This window comes from Photobacterium kishitanii, assembly GCF_000613045.3.
Classification (GTDB): Bacteria; Pseudomonadota; Gammaproteobacteria; order Enterobacterales; family Vibrionaceae; genus Photobacterium; species Photobacterium kishitanii.
This window is the reverse complement of record NZ_LN794353.1, coordinates 1357165-1370517: the sequence shown is the minus strand read 5'-3', so window position 1 is coordinate 1370517 and position 13353 is coordinate 1357165. Positions and strand designations below refer to the sequence as shown.

Annotated in this window: 10 protein-coding genes, 1 tRNA gene and 1 pseudogene; 8 read left to right on the top strand and 4 right to left on the bottom strand. The window is 37.6% G+C overall.

Translation table 11 applies throughout. From position 1 onward, the window contains the following. Positions 1-154 precede the first annotated feature (154 nt). Positions 155-2260, top strand: a complete 2106-nt coding sequence (locus PPBDW_RS21130; protein WP_243423033.1) for a S9 family peptidase — start codon at positions 155-157, stop codon at positions 2258-2260. Positions 2261-2398: 138 nt separating this feature from the next. On the opposite strand, the gene PPBDW_RS21125 is transcribed toward PPBDW_RS21130, so the two are convergent. Then, a complete protein-coding gene (locus tag PPBDW_RS21125; protein ID WP_036792603.1) occupies positions 2399-5695 on the bottom strand; it encodes an Ig-like domain-containing protein in 3297 nt (1098 codons plus the stop codon). 446 nt (positions 5696-6141) lie between these two features. Here PPBDW_RS21125 and PPBDW_RS21120 point away from each other — a divergent pair, with 446 nt between their 5' ends. The 3 genes from PPBDW_RS21120 (at position 6142) to PPBDW_RS21110 (ending at position 7417) form a co-directional block, all read left to right on the top strand. Beyond that, positions 6142-6435 (top strand): hypothetical protein, encoded by a 294-nt coding sequence (locus PPBDW_RS21120; protein WP_036792606.1) that lies wholly within the window; start codon positions 6142-6144, stop codon positions 6433-6435. Positions 6436-6673: 238 nt separating this feature from the next. Next, positions 6674-6862: a hypothetical protein gene (locus PPBDW_RS21115; protein ID WP_036792609.1), complete on the top strand. Its 189-nt coding sequence runs from the start codon at positions 6674-6676 to the stop codon at positions 6860-6862. A 249-nt stretch (positions 6863-7111) separates the two neighbouring features. Next, positions 7112-7417 (top strand): hypothetical protein, encoded by a 306-nt coding sequence (locus tag PPBDW_RS21110; protein ID WP_036792612.1) that lies wholly within the window; start codon positions 7112-7114, stop codon positions 7415-7417. Between the two features lie 155 nt (positions 7418-7572). Here PPBDW_RS21110 and PPBDW_RS21105 read toward each other — a convergent pair whose 3' ends face one another. Further along, a complete protein-coding gene (locus PPBDW_RS21105; protein WP_036792615.1) occupies positions 7573-7998 on the bottom strand; it encodes a hypothetical protein in 426 nt (141 codons plus the stop codon). Positions 7999-8172: 174 nt separating this feature from the next. Beyond that, positions 8173-8263, bottom strand: a tRNA-Ser gene (locus PPBDW_RS21100). Between the two features lie 240 nt (positions 8264-8503). Here PPBDW_RS21100 and PPBDW_RS21095 point away from each other — a divergent pair. From PPBDW_RS21095 to norW, 3 genes are all read left to right on the top strand, one after another. Further along, positions 8504-8836, top strand: coding sequence for a hypothetical protein (locus tag PPBDW_RS21095; RefSeq protein ID WP_036792618.1), 333 nt, complete (start codon positions 8504-8506; stop codon positions 8834-8836). Between the two features lie 206 nt (positions 8837-9042). Continuing rightward, positions 9043-10563 carry an anaerobic nitric oxide reductase flavorubredoxin gene (gene norV, locus PPBDW_RS21090; RefSeq protein WP_036792621.1) on the top strand — a complete coding sequence of 507 codons (1521 nt, stop codon included), beginning with the start codon at positions 9043-9045 and terminating at the stop codon, positions 10561-10563. Positions 10564-10581: 18 nt separating this feature from the next. Further along, on the top strand, positions 10582-11727 hold the full coding sequence (gene norW, locus PPBDW_RS21085; protein WP_036792624.1) for an NADH:flavorubredoxin reductase NorW: 1146 nt from the start codon (positions 10582-10584) through the stop codon (positions 11725-11727). 94 nt (positions 11728-11821) lie between these two features. On the opposite strand, the gene PPBDW_RS21080 is transcribed toward norW, so the two are convergent. After that, entirely contained in the window at positions 11822-11992 is a 171-nt protein-coding gene (locus tag PPBDW_RS21080) for a hypothetical protein (RefSeq protein ID WP_156312916.1), read from the bottom strand. On the opposite strand from PPBDW_RS21080, the pseudogene PPBDW_RS21075 reads away from it, so the two are divergent. Further along, positions 11916-12568 (top strand): annotated as a pseudogene (locus PPBDW_RS21075) (YibE/F family protein); the annotation flags it as partial. The gene PPBDW_RS21080 and the pseudogene PPBDW_RS21075 overlap by 77 nt on opposite strands. Positions 12569-13353: the final 785 nt, after the last annotated feature.

Here is a 13353-nt window from a genome sequence, read left to right as displayed (position 1 = left end):
CATTACCGTTAACCATTCGGTTTTGTAAAACAAAGGATTGAAAAAAACGTTATCAGCCCCAAGATTACTCAAAACAAAGCAAATAATATTGCTGTATCTATATGGTCTTACTAAGCGGTTTTATCTCGCCAAGTAGCCACACAAGGACAACACTGTGAACAACACAACATCAGCTACACCTCATGATGACACTATCAATCAAGTCGCTATTGCGCCTATTGCTAAAAAAGTACCCCATGAGATGAGCATCCATAACGATACGCGTATTGATGACTACTATTGGATGAGAGATGACAACCGCACGGATCCTGAGATCATTGCACATCTTAATGCTGAAAATAGCTACACCGATGCAGTGATGGCGCACACTAACGCACTACAGCAAACATTATTTGATGAACTAAAAGGACGTATTGTTAAAGATGATAATACTGTTCCGGTAAAGCAAGGCAGTTACTACTATTCTAGCGAAGTATCTGGTGATAATGAGTACCCTATTTCTGTGCGTGCTACTGATTTTGCAGGTACAGATAAGCAGGTATTACTCGATCTAAATCAACTCGCAGCCAAACATGATTATTATGATGTATCAAGTCTAAGCATTAGTGTTGATGAAAATTTATTGGCCTATGGTGAAGACACTGTAAGCCGTCGTATCTACACGATTAAAATTAAGAATATTACGACAGGTCAATACCTTGCAGATGAAATAACAGGTACTAGTGGTTCTGTAGCATGGCAAAATGATAACCAAGCGTTTTACTATATTCGCAAAGATCCTCAGACCTTACTTGGCTACCAAGTGTATCGTCACCGCTTAGGGACTCCACAAGCTGACGATCAGTTAATATTTGAAGAAACCGATCAAACTTTTTACACTTCAATCGGTAAAAGCAAAGACAACTCACTCATCTATATCTGGCATTCAAGCACCGAAACTAGTGCCGTCTCTTTCATTGATGCTAACGATGCTAATGCGCAAGCTATCTCGTTTTTAGATCGTGAAGTTGGTTTGGAATACAGCATTTCAAAACTTGATAACTGGTTCTATATTCTAACCAACTATAAAGCGGTCAACTTCCGTTTAATGAAAGTAGCCATCACCGATATTGGCAATAAAGATCACTGGCAAGATGTTATCCCCGCACAAGAAGGGGCAATGCTAGAAGATTATGAAATTTTTAATGATTATCTTGTATATCAACAGCGTGAAAATGGTTTAACTCGCGTTACTGTGCGTGATCTGCATACTCAACAGCAGCAACAATTACACTTCAACGATGATGCGTTCACCCTTTACCTCTATGGTAATAAAGAGATTAATACTGACAAATTACGTTTATATTACTCAAGCATGACCACGCCAGGCACTCACTATGATTTTAATCTTAGCGATGGCAGTAATGTAGTATTAAAACAAGCACAAATTCTGGGTGATTTTGATGCCAGTAATTACCGTTCTGAGCGCATAATGGTGCCAGCTCGTGATGGTAAATCAGTACCTGTATCACTTGTTTACCGCAAAGATTGTTTCAAAAAAGATGGGACTAATCCACTATATCAATATGGTTATGGCTCATACGGCGCAATCATTGATCCTAGCTTTTCATCAACGCGTTTAAGCTTGTTAGATCGTGGATTTGTGTATGCTATTGCACATATTCGTGGATCTGAAATGCTTGGTCGCCCATGGTATGACGATGGTAAAAAGCTCACCAAGCAAAACACCTTTAATGACTTTATTGATGTAACGCAATCACTAGTCGAACAAGGCTATGGCGCAAAAGATAAGATTTTTGCGGTTGGTGGATCTGCTGGCGGTTTATTAATGGGAGCAATTATCAACCAAGCTCCTGAGCTTTACTGCGGTGTCGCGGCTCATGTACCATTTGTGGATATTGTTACCACCATGCTGGATGAATCGATTCCACTGACAACCAATGAGTATGATGAGTGGGGTAATCCAAACCACAAAGAATACTACGACTATATGTTAAGTTATTCACCGTACGACAATATTACTGCACATGATTACCCTCACCTCTTGGTGACAACGGGTTTACATGACTCACAAGTACAATATTTCGAGCCAATGAAATGGGTTGCTAAACTACGAGAATTTAAAACCAATAATAACCGTTTATTGTTTAAAGTTGATATGGAAGCTGGTCATGGTGGTGCATCAGGCCGCTTTAAAGCTTTACATGAGGATGCATTGGAATATGCATTCTTTATCGACCTATTAGCTGAACAGAAATAAGTTATTACAACGTAAATTAGCGTAATAATATTTAAGCCTTACAAAAAAAGTCCCCTACCTCAAAAAGTAGGGGGCTTTGTTATTTAGCGCCAATTTTCAATGGCTGATGTTAGTAAAATAAACGTTATTCTTTACCCATTATTGTGGATTAAGACCAAGTTTCTCTAACACTAACTTAAAGTTATCTTGACGCTCTTTAACGTTATGAACAGCGCCTGTTGAACAGCTTGAATCAGGACAACCACGGTTTACAATACCAGAAACATCATCAATAAATTCAGTGCCTTTCAGGCCACTATCAACATATTTTTTCAGTTCGTTATAGTAGTTCCAACCTTCATATGGGCCACCAGCATTTGAATAAGCTTGTACTGATGTTACCCAGTAGAACAAGCCCGCTATCCACTTAATTTCTTTGTTCTCTTCAGAGCTACAAATCAAGCCTGGGTTTGAACAGAAATCAAGATCAGCATATAACGGATTCGTCGGTGGTGCTTCAACAGTGACGCCATCAATAGTTTGACCTATGGTCGCAGGGTCAACATGTGAACGGCCTAAGTAATGGTTAAGGGTACCGAAGTTCTGACGACCTGTGGTTTGAATAACACCACGTCCCCACCAGCCACAACCTTCAACACTTTCTTGACTACTACCATCCCAAAGGAACGTACCGGCTTTCTGACCAACATACGTTTTACATTCGTCACGCTCCCACACTTGCTTAGAGGTATCGACTTTATCGGGTACAACGTTACAGTGGCCACTATTCGTCCAACGACCTACGCTGCCGTTAACAAGTAAACCGCGCTCTTCTAACACAGCATCAGGTGCTGCAAATACTGGTGCTGGTGCACCGTACCATGATGCATGTGTTAGGGCACTGACTTCCATTTTGTTATCACGAGGACAAGAGTAAGCATAATCTAAGCCTGAAGCAGGGTTAAAGCCGTAATCTGCATATTTCTGACCTAGCTGACCACAACTCGCTGACATTGGATAATCAGTTGGCGCACCGTATTTCACTTCCGACCAATTGTTCTCATCACACGCATTGTAACGAATAGTCTCTTGCATACTTTGCGCTAAGAAAGCAGCAATCGCGACTTTGGCATACATGATGTTAGTGGCATCATCCACGTCATCATTCAATAACCAGAACTTATTACCAGCAACACCAATGTTGTGCATCGCATTAAGGCCATCAAGGAAGTCATTCCACTTATACACTGTAGATGGAACCCACTGTGATTGCGGTGTTTCGTAAAGGAAAGCTTCATTATCCATCACGGTTGCAGCATTTGCTAACTCACGATTCAATGCATCAATGCGCGTTAACGAGCCTTTTTCTAACTCGGTACCGACATAATACAGTGGCACTTTCGCACCTTGGTAAGCTTCAATTTTACCAGTTAAATCCGTATTATTCTCATCAAACAAAATCGCAAATACGTTACTGTACGCTGCTTTACGAATTTGTTGCTCACGAGTGGTATTACCCATAAAGTAATTTGCCGCTTGTGCTGTTGGAATATTTGCCAACATCGCCGGAGTCTTCACGTAGTCAGTAACTTGTTTTACATACTCTAGCGCGTTGTGCCATTGTTCAGCAGATAATGCCGCTGTGGTGCTCGATTTTGTGAACGTAATAAAATCAGCTTTTGTAGCACTATCAGCCTTGTAAAGATCAAAGTTTTTCAGTAGCTCGGCACTGTAGTTTGACGCTTTATCCCAAACAGACTGACGGCCAGAATGAGTATCAAAAGCAAATTCGCCAATCGATAGCGACCAGCCAAAAGTTGCTTGTGGTGCAACGGTTGATACGATCAAGTTGTGTGCTTGCGTCCATCCTTTGACATCATTGCTTAGCGCATTAATAGCCGTAATATCAATTTTGCTACCAGTGATATCAACTGCATTAGATAATGCTTGTTGAACCGCAATCGTACCTAGTGATAAGCCTTTATCTTGGGTGGCGTTATCAAGCACATCACTACTGATAATAATAGATGCTGTACCTGCTTGGTTTGCCTGCTCAATAACTGAAACAAATGCTATCGTTAACTTATCAATATCCGCTAAGTCAACGCTGTTGCTTGTTGCAATGGTTAATGTTGTCGGTGCTACTGAAGATGGACTAGCAACAACAAACGTATTCGGCCAACCTGCAACTTCTAGACGAACAGGATCCATTGGATTTGGTAACGAAAGCACTGGCGCAGTGCCCGGTTCTGAACCATCACAATTTAAGTGCAACGCCCATGAAGCATCACTACCAGGCACACTTTGCGTCCAGTAAGCAGCAGAATAAGCAATGTTTTTATGAACCATAATGTCACCACCACCAGCATGACCATCACGCGTCCAGTCTGGGTAAACATTAAACTCTTCACACAAACCACCAACAGGCGGTGTTACCGGTGGCTCAACAGTTTCTTCTTTAATGGTGATATTTAAACTAGCTGTAGAAGAAAGATTTTGCGCATCGGTTGCGATAGCACTTAATGTTACGCTACCCGTTTTAGTCGGTTGCCAGTCACATGTAAATACATCGACTGCTGTTGCATCAAATGTACAAATTTGTTGGTTATTAGCGTTAACAACCAGTTTAGTTAAATCATTATCTGCATCAGATGCATTAATTGAAATAGAGACAGACTCTGCTTCATTAACGGTAGCCCCATTAGCTGGGGTAATAAATGTCACCATTGGCGCGGTAAAATCATCATTAACTTCAGCTTCTACCATCACTGAGACAGATTTTTGCTCGATTTTCTGGTTATTTTTATCAAATACAAATACCTTAATCGCTGCACTACCAGCTTCAGTTGGCATCCAAGTTTGCGAGTAAAGCGTATTACTTTGATCAATAGCTTTTTCAGCTAATTTGATGTCATTAACCCAAAACTCTACTTTAGATGCTAACTCACCATCAATACGCGCTTTAATAGCAATCGCTTCATTAGCATTTAGCAACTGACCCGTTATAGGAGAGAGAATAACTAACTCCGTCACCTCAGGTTCAGGCTCGCCAGAACACACAGTTAAACTCCAGAACCATGAATCCGCACTTGGCGTTTCCCAGATACCAGGGTTATTTTGAGCAATAAAGCATTGGCCGTCATATGATACAACATCGCCATTATTAGCCTGAGTCTTGCCAGGAATAAACGGAATAATAGCGCCTAAATCTGGCTCTGGTTCTGGATCACCTGAACATTCAGCTACATCCCAAAACCATGAATTTGCATTTGGAGACTCCCATACGCCTGGGTTGTTTTTGGCAATGAAGCATTCACCATTATAGGAAACCACGTCTCCATTCTGAACTATTGTTTCTCCTGGGATAAAAGAAACGACTTTAGTATCAGAAGCATATACGCTGCCACTGATCATCGCACTAAATAGAGCTGCTGTTATTTTATTTATTGTTTTCACTTGATTTCCTAAGTATACCCACTTGTTCCAACAGACCTAAATACTTCATCCTCAGTAATTCTTAATAGTTGCATTCCATACAACCGACTTATATTCAGTGTTTTGTTTTCACTAATGAAATGTTATTACCAATACGATTTTATTTTAACCATAATATAATATTATACTTACCATTAAATATACCAATGGACTTATGTAACAAATAATTAAAATACTCTAAGATATGTAACAACCCATTAAAAAGCGTAACTGGCTATATAGCATTTAATAATCAACCTCTTCGTCATTCCACCGACAACTCGAACTAAACATTGAGTACCATGCAATAATGAATAGCTGATTATTTTAGATTAAGGCTTTTTGTCAGTCTGAAATAGGGTAACATAGCGCCATTATCGCTAACGTATTAGATAGCAAATCTTTTATATGAAAAGAAGGTAAAATCAATGGATTACCAACATTACTATGAAGCCATGATCGAAATATTGGTTGATAATTTTGATACAGATATTGGTGAGTACAATGGTCAAATTGAACTGTCTGTTGATGAATACAATGACAGTTGCAGTATTGCCAAAGAATTTAATGTCGCTTATAACCCAGATCATAGCGTGCTGGAAGTATTGCATCAATCAACACCTGAAGTTGGTGAAATAACATCTTATATTGTTTCAGCTCCAGCACTAGGATGTGTGATTGATTACTTAGAAGATGAGCTTATTGTTGACTTTGAAGATTAACAGCCTTCACTAGCATCTAGCTGAAAATATAAAGCTAACAGTCATTGCTGTTAGCTTTTTTATTAAAAACACACAAAATTACAATCTTCATATACATTAATAATGTCTTACGGGTAAAATTATCAATAAAGGTATTAATTATTATAAATATCAATTGAAGATTAATTTATGTTCGATACCATAAGGCAACTCACTACTCATAATCGTTATTCCATAGAAAAATAGCATAAGGCAAAGGATGCAGCCCAAAATATATATCAAATTAGAAGATACCATTTGGAAAGTGACCGTTAATGGCCAATGGCTAGCAATGAGTCCATCCGAAGTTATTGATATTAAAATACCGTTCATTACAGAACATCAGCATTTTAACGATGTCATCAACATTCACTTTAATGAAAAGGAAGTTTTGACCGACTTAGGCTAGTGTTACACCCTGCTATTATTATGGTTTTTCGCCATACATCTCGGATTGATTACTACTCGCTGTCATCACAGCGGGTTTAAAAAACTGAATAACAATAACTCACTATCACACTTATTTCACATACAACCATGCAATCATTACCTTTACATTAGTTCTTTGTGAATGGTGTTTCACTTTTATATCGCTAGATAAGATGTAGCTGTTTTCAAGCGTATAATTTACTCACATTTATATCTTTGGGTAATATTAATGTCAGATCATGATCAGGAAATATCCACATGGCGACAACAGCGTAAAAAAGGGCTATTTCGGTTTATTGTTAGTCGCAGTCTTCCTGCTTTTTTAGGAGTGCTAATAGGTAAAATTATAGGTGCTGTCCTATTTACTGATAACGGTTTTAATGACGTATTAGTCAAAGAAATAATAATCGGTTTTATTGCTCTCGTTATTACCTTCCCATTACTAAGCATCATTCATTGGCGGTGGAAGGAACGTAAACTTCGTCGTCATGATGAAAAATATAACCCAAAATCATTAGAAAATAATAACGACTAAGGAATTAACAACATGACAATACAACAAAGAGTTGCTATTGCGCTAAGCTCCGGGCTACTAATAGGATCGGTTGCTCCCGTATTACCTACCTTTCAATTTTGGTGCTTTGTTATAGGATTAACGCTACTTAATTACGTTGTTATAACCAAGAAAAGCTAACGTTTGGCGATAACCGATAATTTATATTGGCACAACAATATTATCGGCATAACACAAATTGTGGTAGTCATAATGTCTGCTAGCGTATGGTATTTTTGATGCATCATTAAAGCCGCATATCCCACCATAGAGAGGATCATTAATACACTTAATTTGGGTGTATACACCATAAAATACCCTATAAAAACTAATGCTATTGCGGTATGGGTGCTGTAATCCAAATCGAAAGCTGGCCAAAGACCTAACGAGTTATCGAGAAACATAACCATATAAATAAAAGCTGTCGATAATAGTACTCCACCAAGTTGCCATAAACCGACACTCTTACGGTATCGTGCCGATAACAACATACAAATAATACATACAGCGACAATAATCGGTGTATAAAGATCAGCAATAAAAGCCCATTGTGCAAAAGTCATTATCAAGATATCCCATAAATAAGAGCGTCTATATTTACATATATAAATGGTTATTTCATCAGATGAGGTGATTTGAGAGTGTGAAGATTTAAACCCTACTTCAGTTCGTTATCTATACATATCTTTTATACAGACGTGAAAAAGCCGCTGATAAATCAGCGGCTTTTCAATGTGTGGCGGAGAGATAGGGATTTGAACCCTAGATACGCTATAAACGTATGCCGGTTTTCAAGACCGGTGCTTTCAACCACTCAGCCATCTCTCCATAGCGCGTATAGTACTGCACCAATAAATAACTGTAAACAAAAAAACTGTTAACCGATTATTTTAAAAGCACTTTAGTGATTATTTTACTCAAAAACACGATTAAATAACAAAAATGACATATTAAAGAGCAATAAACATACTAATTCCTGTTCAATAGTCAGGATCTTTATTTTCGTTATCTCAGCAATGATCCGTTATAATATAGACAGTTAACCTATTTTATTAGATTGAAAAAAACATGGCAAAAAAATCAGATTTTACGGACGAAGAATATCAAGCTTTTGCTCAATTAATGGATTCTTATAATCGAACCTTTGCAATTTCACTCACAACCCTCATTTTATCTATCCTAGGTTTTATTGTTGCTGAAACTCAAATTGGATACACAATTACTGATGCTATTCGCTGGATTTTTGGGTTATTAGTGGTATTGCCTTTAACGATTACCGTCATTGGCTCAAAACGTGATTTCAATAACCTTTCATTTAGCATGCCTAAAACAATTTTATACTCGGTACTCAATGCCGTTAGTCTTATCACTATTGTCGCTCTCGTTTTTAACCTTAGTTAACTTCCTCCTTTCCACTTTAATTCACAGATCATATCACGAGCTTCTGATAACGAACCGTTACGCACTAACGGTTCACAAACTAACACCATGATAAATAACAAATAAACAATAACATGCATTTAAAATGAATCTTTTAGGTTGCAACAAATTATTCCAGGGTATAACATGCATTCAAAATACAACTTAACGAGTTAAGGAAATTTATAATGGCTATTCATGTTAAAAATAATATTACTTGGGTTGGACAACGTGATTGGGAAGTTCGTGATTTTCATGGCACAGAATATAAAACCACCCGTGGCACTAGCTATAACAGTTATTTAATTCGTGAAGGCAAAAATGTACTGATCGACACTGTTGATCATAAGTTTACTTTAGCTTTTCTTCAAAATTTAGAACAAGAAATAAACCTTAACGATATTGATTACATTGTTATTAATCATGCAGAAGAAGATCATGCTGGTGCACTAACTGAATTAATGAGCCGTATCCCTAATACACCGATCTATTGTACTCAAAACGCTATTGATTCAATTGTGGGTCACCACCACCACCCTGAATGGAACTTCAACACGGTAAAAACTGGCGATACTCTTGATATTGGTAATGGTAAAGCATTAGTATTTGTTGAAACTCCAATGCTACATTGGCCTGATAGTATGATGACTTATATGACAGAAGATGCTGTTCTATTTAGTAATGATGCTTTCGGTCAACATTATTGCGATGAACGCCTATTTAACGACGAAGTCGACCAGAACGAACTACTCGATCAATGCCTACGTTATTACTCAAATATTTTGACGCCTTTTAGTCCCTTAGTAACCAACAAAATTAACGAAGTCTTAGGCTTTAATTTACCAGTAGATATGGTAGCGACGTCGCATGGTGTCATTTGGCGTGACAACCCCACTCAAATTATTGAGAAATACCTTGAATGGGCGAATCAATACCAAGAAAACCGCATCACTATTTTTTATGATTCTATGTCTAATAATACTCGTATGATGGCAGATGCAATAGCACAAGGGATCACTGAAGTTGATGATCAAGTCATTGTACGGATCTTCAATGTTGCTCGTCACGATAAAAATGAAATTCTTGCAAATATGTTTCGCTCAAAAGGAGTACTTGTTGGTTCATCAACCATGAATAATGTCATGATGCCTAAAGTAGCTGGTTTACTTGAGGAAATCACTGGCTTACGTTTTAAAAATAAAAAAGCCGGCGCATTTGGTAGTTACGGCTGGAACGGCGGTGCCGTTGATCGTATTCATGCTCGCTTAACGGACTCAGGTTTCTTTACTACTGTTAGTCTTAAAGCTAAATGGCGCCCAGATGGTAAAGCCTTACAGCAATGCCGTGATCATGGTAAACAAATTGCCAAAGAGTGGGCGGAGAATGAACGTCCTTATGACACTTATACTCCATTCACGACCCAAATGACCTCTACAACTCATCAAAAAGTTACAACAAACACAGCTGTAATAGTTGAACATCCTTGTGCAGACGAATCGGACATAATAGAAGATGAGGCACCAAATTGCTGTGAGCAAGCAACGGATCTTCAAAAAATGTTATGCACTGTTTGTCAGTGGATCTACGATCCAGCATTAGGTGAGCCCAATCAAGATGTCGCTCCAGGTACGTTATGGCAAGATGTTCCTGATACTTTTCTTTGCCCTGAGTGTGGTATTGGTAAAGAAGTCTTTGAACCTATTAACTAAGCAAAGTGAGGGCTAACAATGTCAAACCCAATCATTGTCATTGGTAGTGGCTTTGCTGCTTACCAATGGGTGAAATCATTTAGAAAACTTGATCAAAATACTGCAATTACCTTAATTACAGCCGATCAAGGAGCTGATTATTCAAAGCCAGAACTAAGCCATGTGTTTAGTCGAGGCCAACAAGCAATTGATCTTATAAAACAAACAGCTATTGAATTTTCAACCAAATATAATATTGAATTGATAACCGATACTGTGGTTGACGAAATTAATACTGAATTGCAATGGGTACGTTTTAATCAACAGCAATCACACTATTCTTCATTGATTATTGCAACTGGTGCTAAATCCTTTGTCCCTAACTTTGAAGGTAATGCTATAGATAAAATCATTACATTAAATAGCCTTGATGAGTTAACACGTAACCACTCAAAAATTAGTACAGCAAAACATATTACCGTTTTAGGTGCTGGTTTAATTGGCACTGAAATCGCCATTGATTTAGCGACGGTTGGTAAGCAAATCACCCTATGTGATAAAGCATCAGTCATAATGCCAACGTTACTACCCGAATTTATTGCTGCAGAAATGCATCAAGTATTGATTCAAAAAAATATCGATGTTCGATTAAATACTACCATCACAGAAATAAATACTGCAGATAACAAGTTGGTTGTTTCACAATCAGGAAAAGAAGATATCCATACTGATATTGTCATTGCGGCAATGGGATTAATGCCACAAATTCATTTAGCTCGGCAAGCAGGAATAAGCACTAATCGTGGAATCATTGTTGATAATATGCTGCAAACTTCAGCAGTTAACGTATACGCACTTGGAGATTGTGCTGAAATCAATGGCAAAATTAGTGCTTTTATTCAACCGATTATGTTATCCGCGATGGCACTAGCTAAAACATTGGCAGGAACACCGACACCATTATCATTACCAGCAATGTTAATTAAAGCTAAAACACCTTGGTTGCCATTAAGTTTAGCTGGAATAACCACGGCGGCTGATATTCATTGGACAATTGAACGAGATAATGATGGTTATGTCGCTAAAGCACACACAAATGATCAAACTTTGATCGGATTTATTGCCACTCATAATAAACAAAAACAAGCTTTTCCGTTATTAAGGCAATTACCTCCTGCATTATAATTAACTCAAATATATCGCTATTTTCAGGCCCACTATTATTGTGGGCCTATTGTTTACGTACTATTTTTACAATTAAATAAAATCGATTTAAAGCTCATGCAATAAAAGTTAATAAAAACGTCAATAAACCTGACATATAACCATGCCAAGATTGTGGTTTTTGAACGAAACGGTATTGATAGGCATGCTTACATGCTATTATTTCGTTATATTTCACAGCAGCATTAATTATTGGTATTTTAATTCCAGCCATCTTTAGTGGCATCAACCCTGCTTTTATAACCATAGTGCTAATGGCTATAAAAATCATCATTCTGGCTATAACAAAAAGAGCTTATGCGCCATTTTAGGTACACTCGTTGGCGTTATTATGGCCGGAATTTTTGCATAACTGTTTGGTGAATGGGCGCATTTATCGGGTATTTACTTAGATAAAGGTGAAGATGTGATATACCTTGCCGCCAACAAACCTATTCAAATTCGTTGGTTGATGTTTGTTGCCGTAATGGATGTGACAATATCTATTGCTTCTTCCTATCAAGAACTTCAACAAGCCAACCCTAAACTGTCTGCAAAACAGTTAATGCTAGCCACAATGAACATCGGTAAAGACATCATGGGAACGATGACCAATACCTTGATTCTTGCTTTTGCTGGCAGCTCATTAACCACCATTATGATGGTATGGGGACTTTCAATGCCTGCCGCACAATTTATGAATACCCTGATTATTGCGTTAAGTATTATTCACGGTTTAGCTAGCAGCATTGGTATTGTATTAACCATTCCTTTCACCGCCTTTATTGCGACAAAGATCTTTCATCAACAAAATTCAAGATAGAATACGATTTCTACAATAAAAAGCACCAACTGAACTAAGAGGAAATTGTTTGGTTGTGGGATCTTCAACAACAGATAAAAAAATTGTACTGTTACTATACATACTGCTGCTGAGCCAGAATTTGATTTTTCCCACAATCAAGCACACCTCTTCGGTAAGATATTATTTAATAAGGCTACGTTAGATGAATAAAGTAAAAACTCAACACTGCACGCCATTAAAATAAACAATAATGAAATCGCACTATTTCAGAGTCTCGAATATATAAGCTTTAACTTAACGAGTCTCGATCTTAAACAACACACTATTCTTGTTTTTACCGACCCCGTAGATGAAGAAATATCACAGCAGGCATGGCGTTCCGTGCACCGTAATCTCATCCGTCTCTTCACAGTCTATTACGAATTATTAAATGACGCTGTCCCTAGTTATTATATTAAATCTATTTTTAATTAAAAGATTCTCTCGCAAAAGAAATTAGCTTAACTCACCTCTTCCTCTCGTGATATCTTAACTAAGCATTGCTTTATTAAAGCATTAAATTAATCAATTAGAACATGAAAGCTCCCTATCATTTACGAGCTGCCAACCTTTCTTTAAATTATTCCATTGTCGATATAGAACCTTACTTAATATCAGACTCCGTAAAACTAACCGTTTCAATCATATACAACCCCCCTTCTTTATTAAATATTACCTATATACTTTATCATTCCTTAATAAATAATAGACAGTTCTAACAGTTACTCAATTTTATAAATTGCAATATACACGAATAAGCAAAT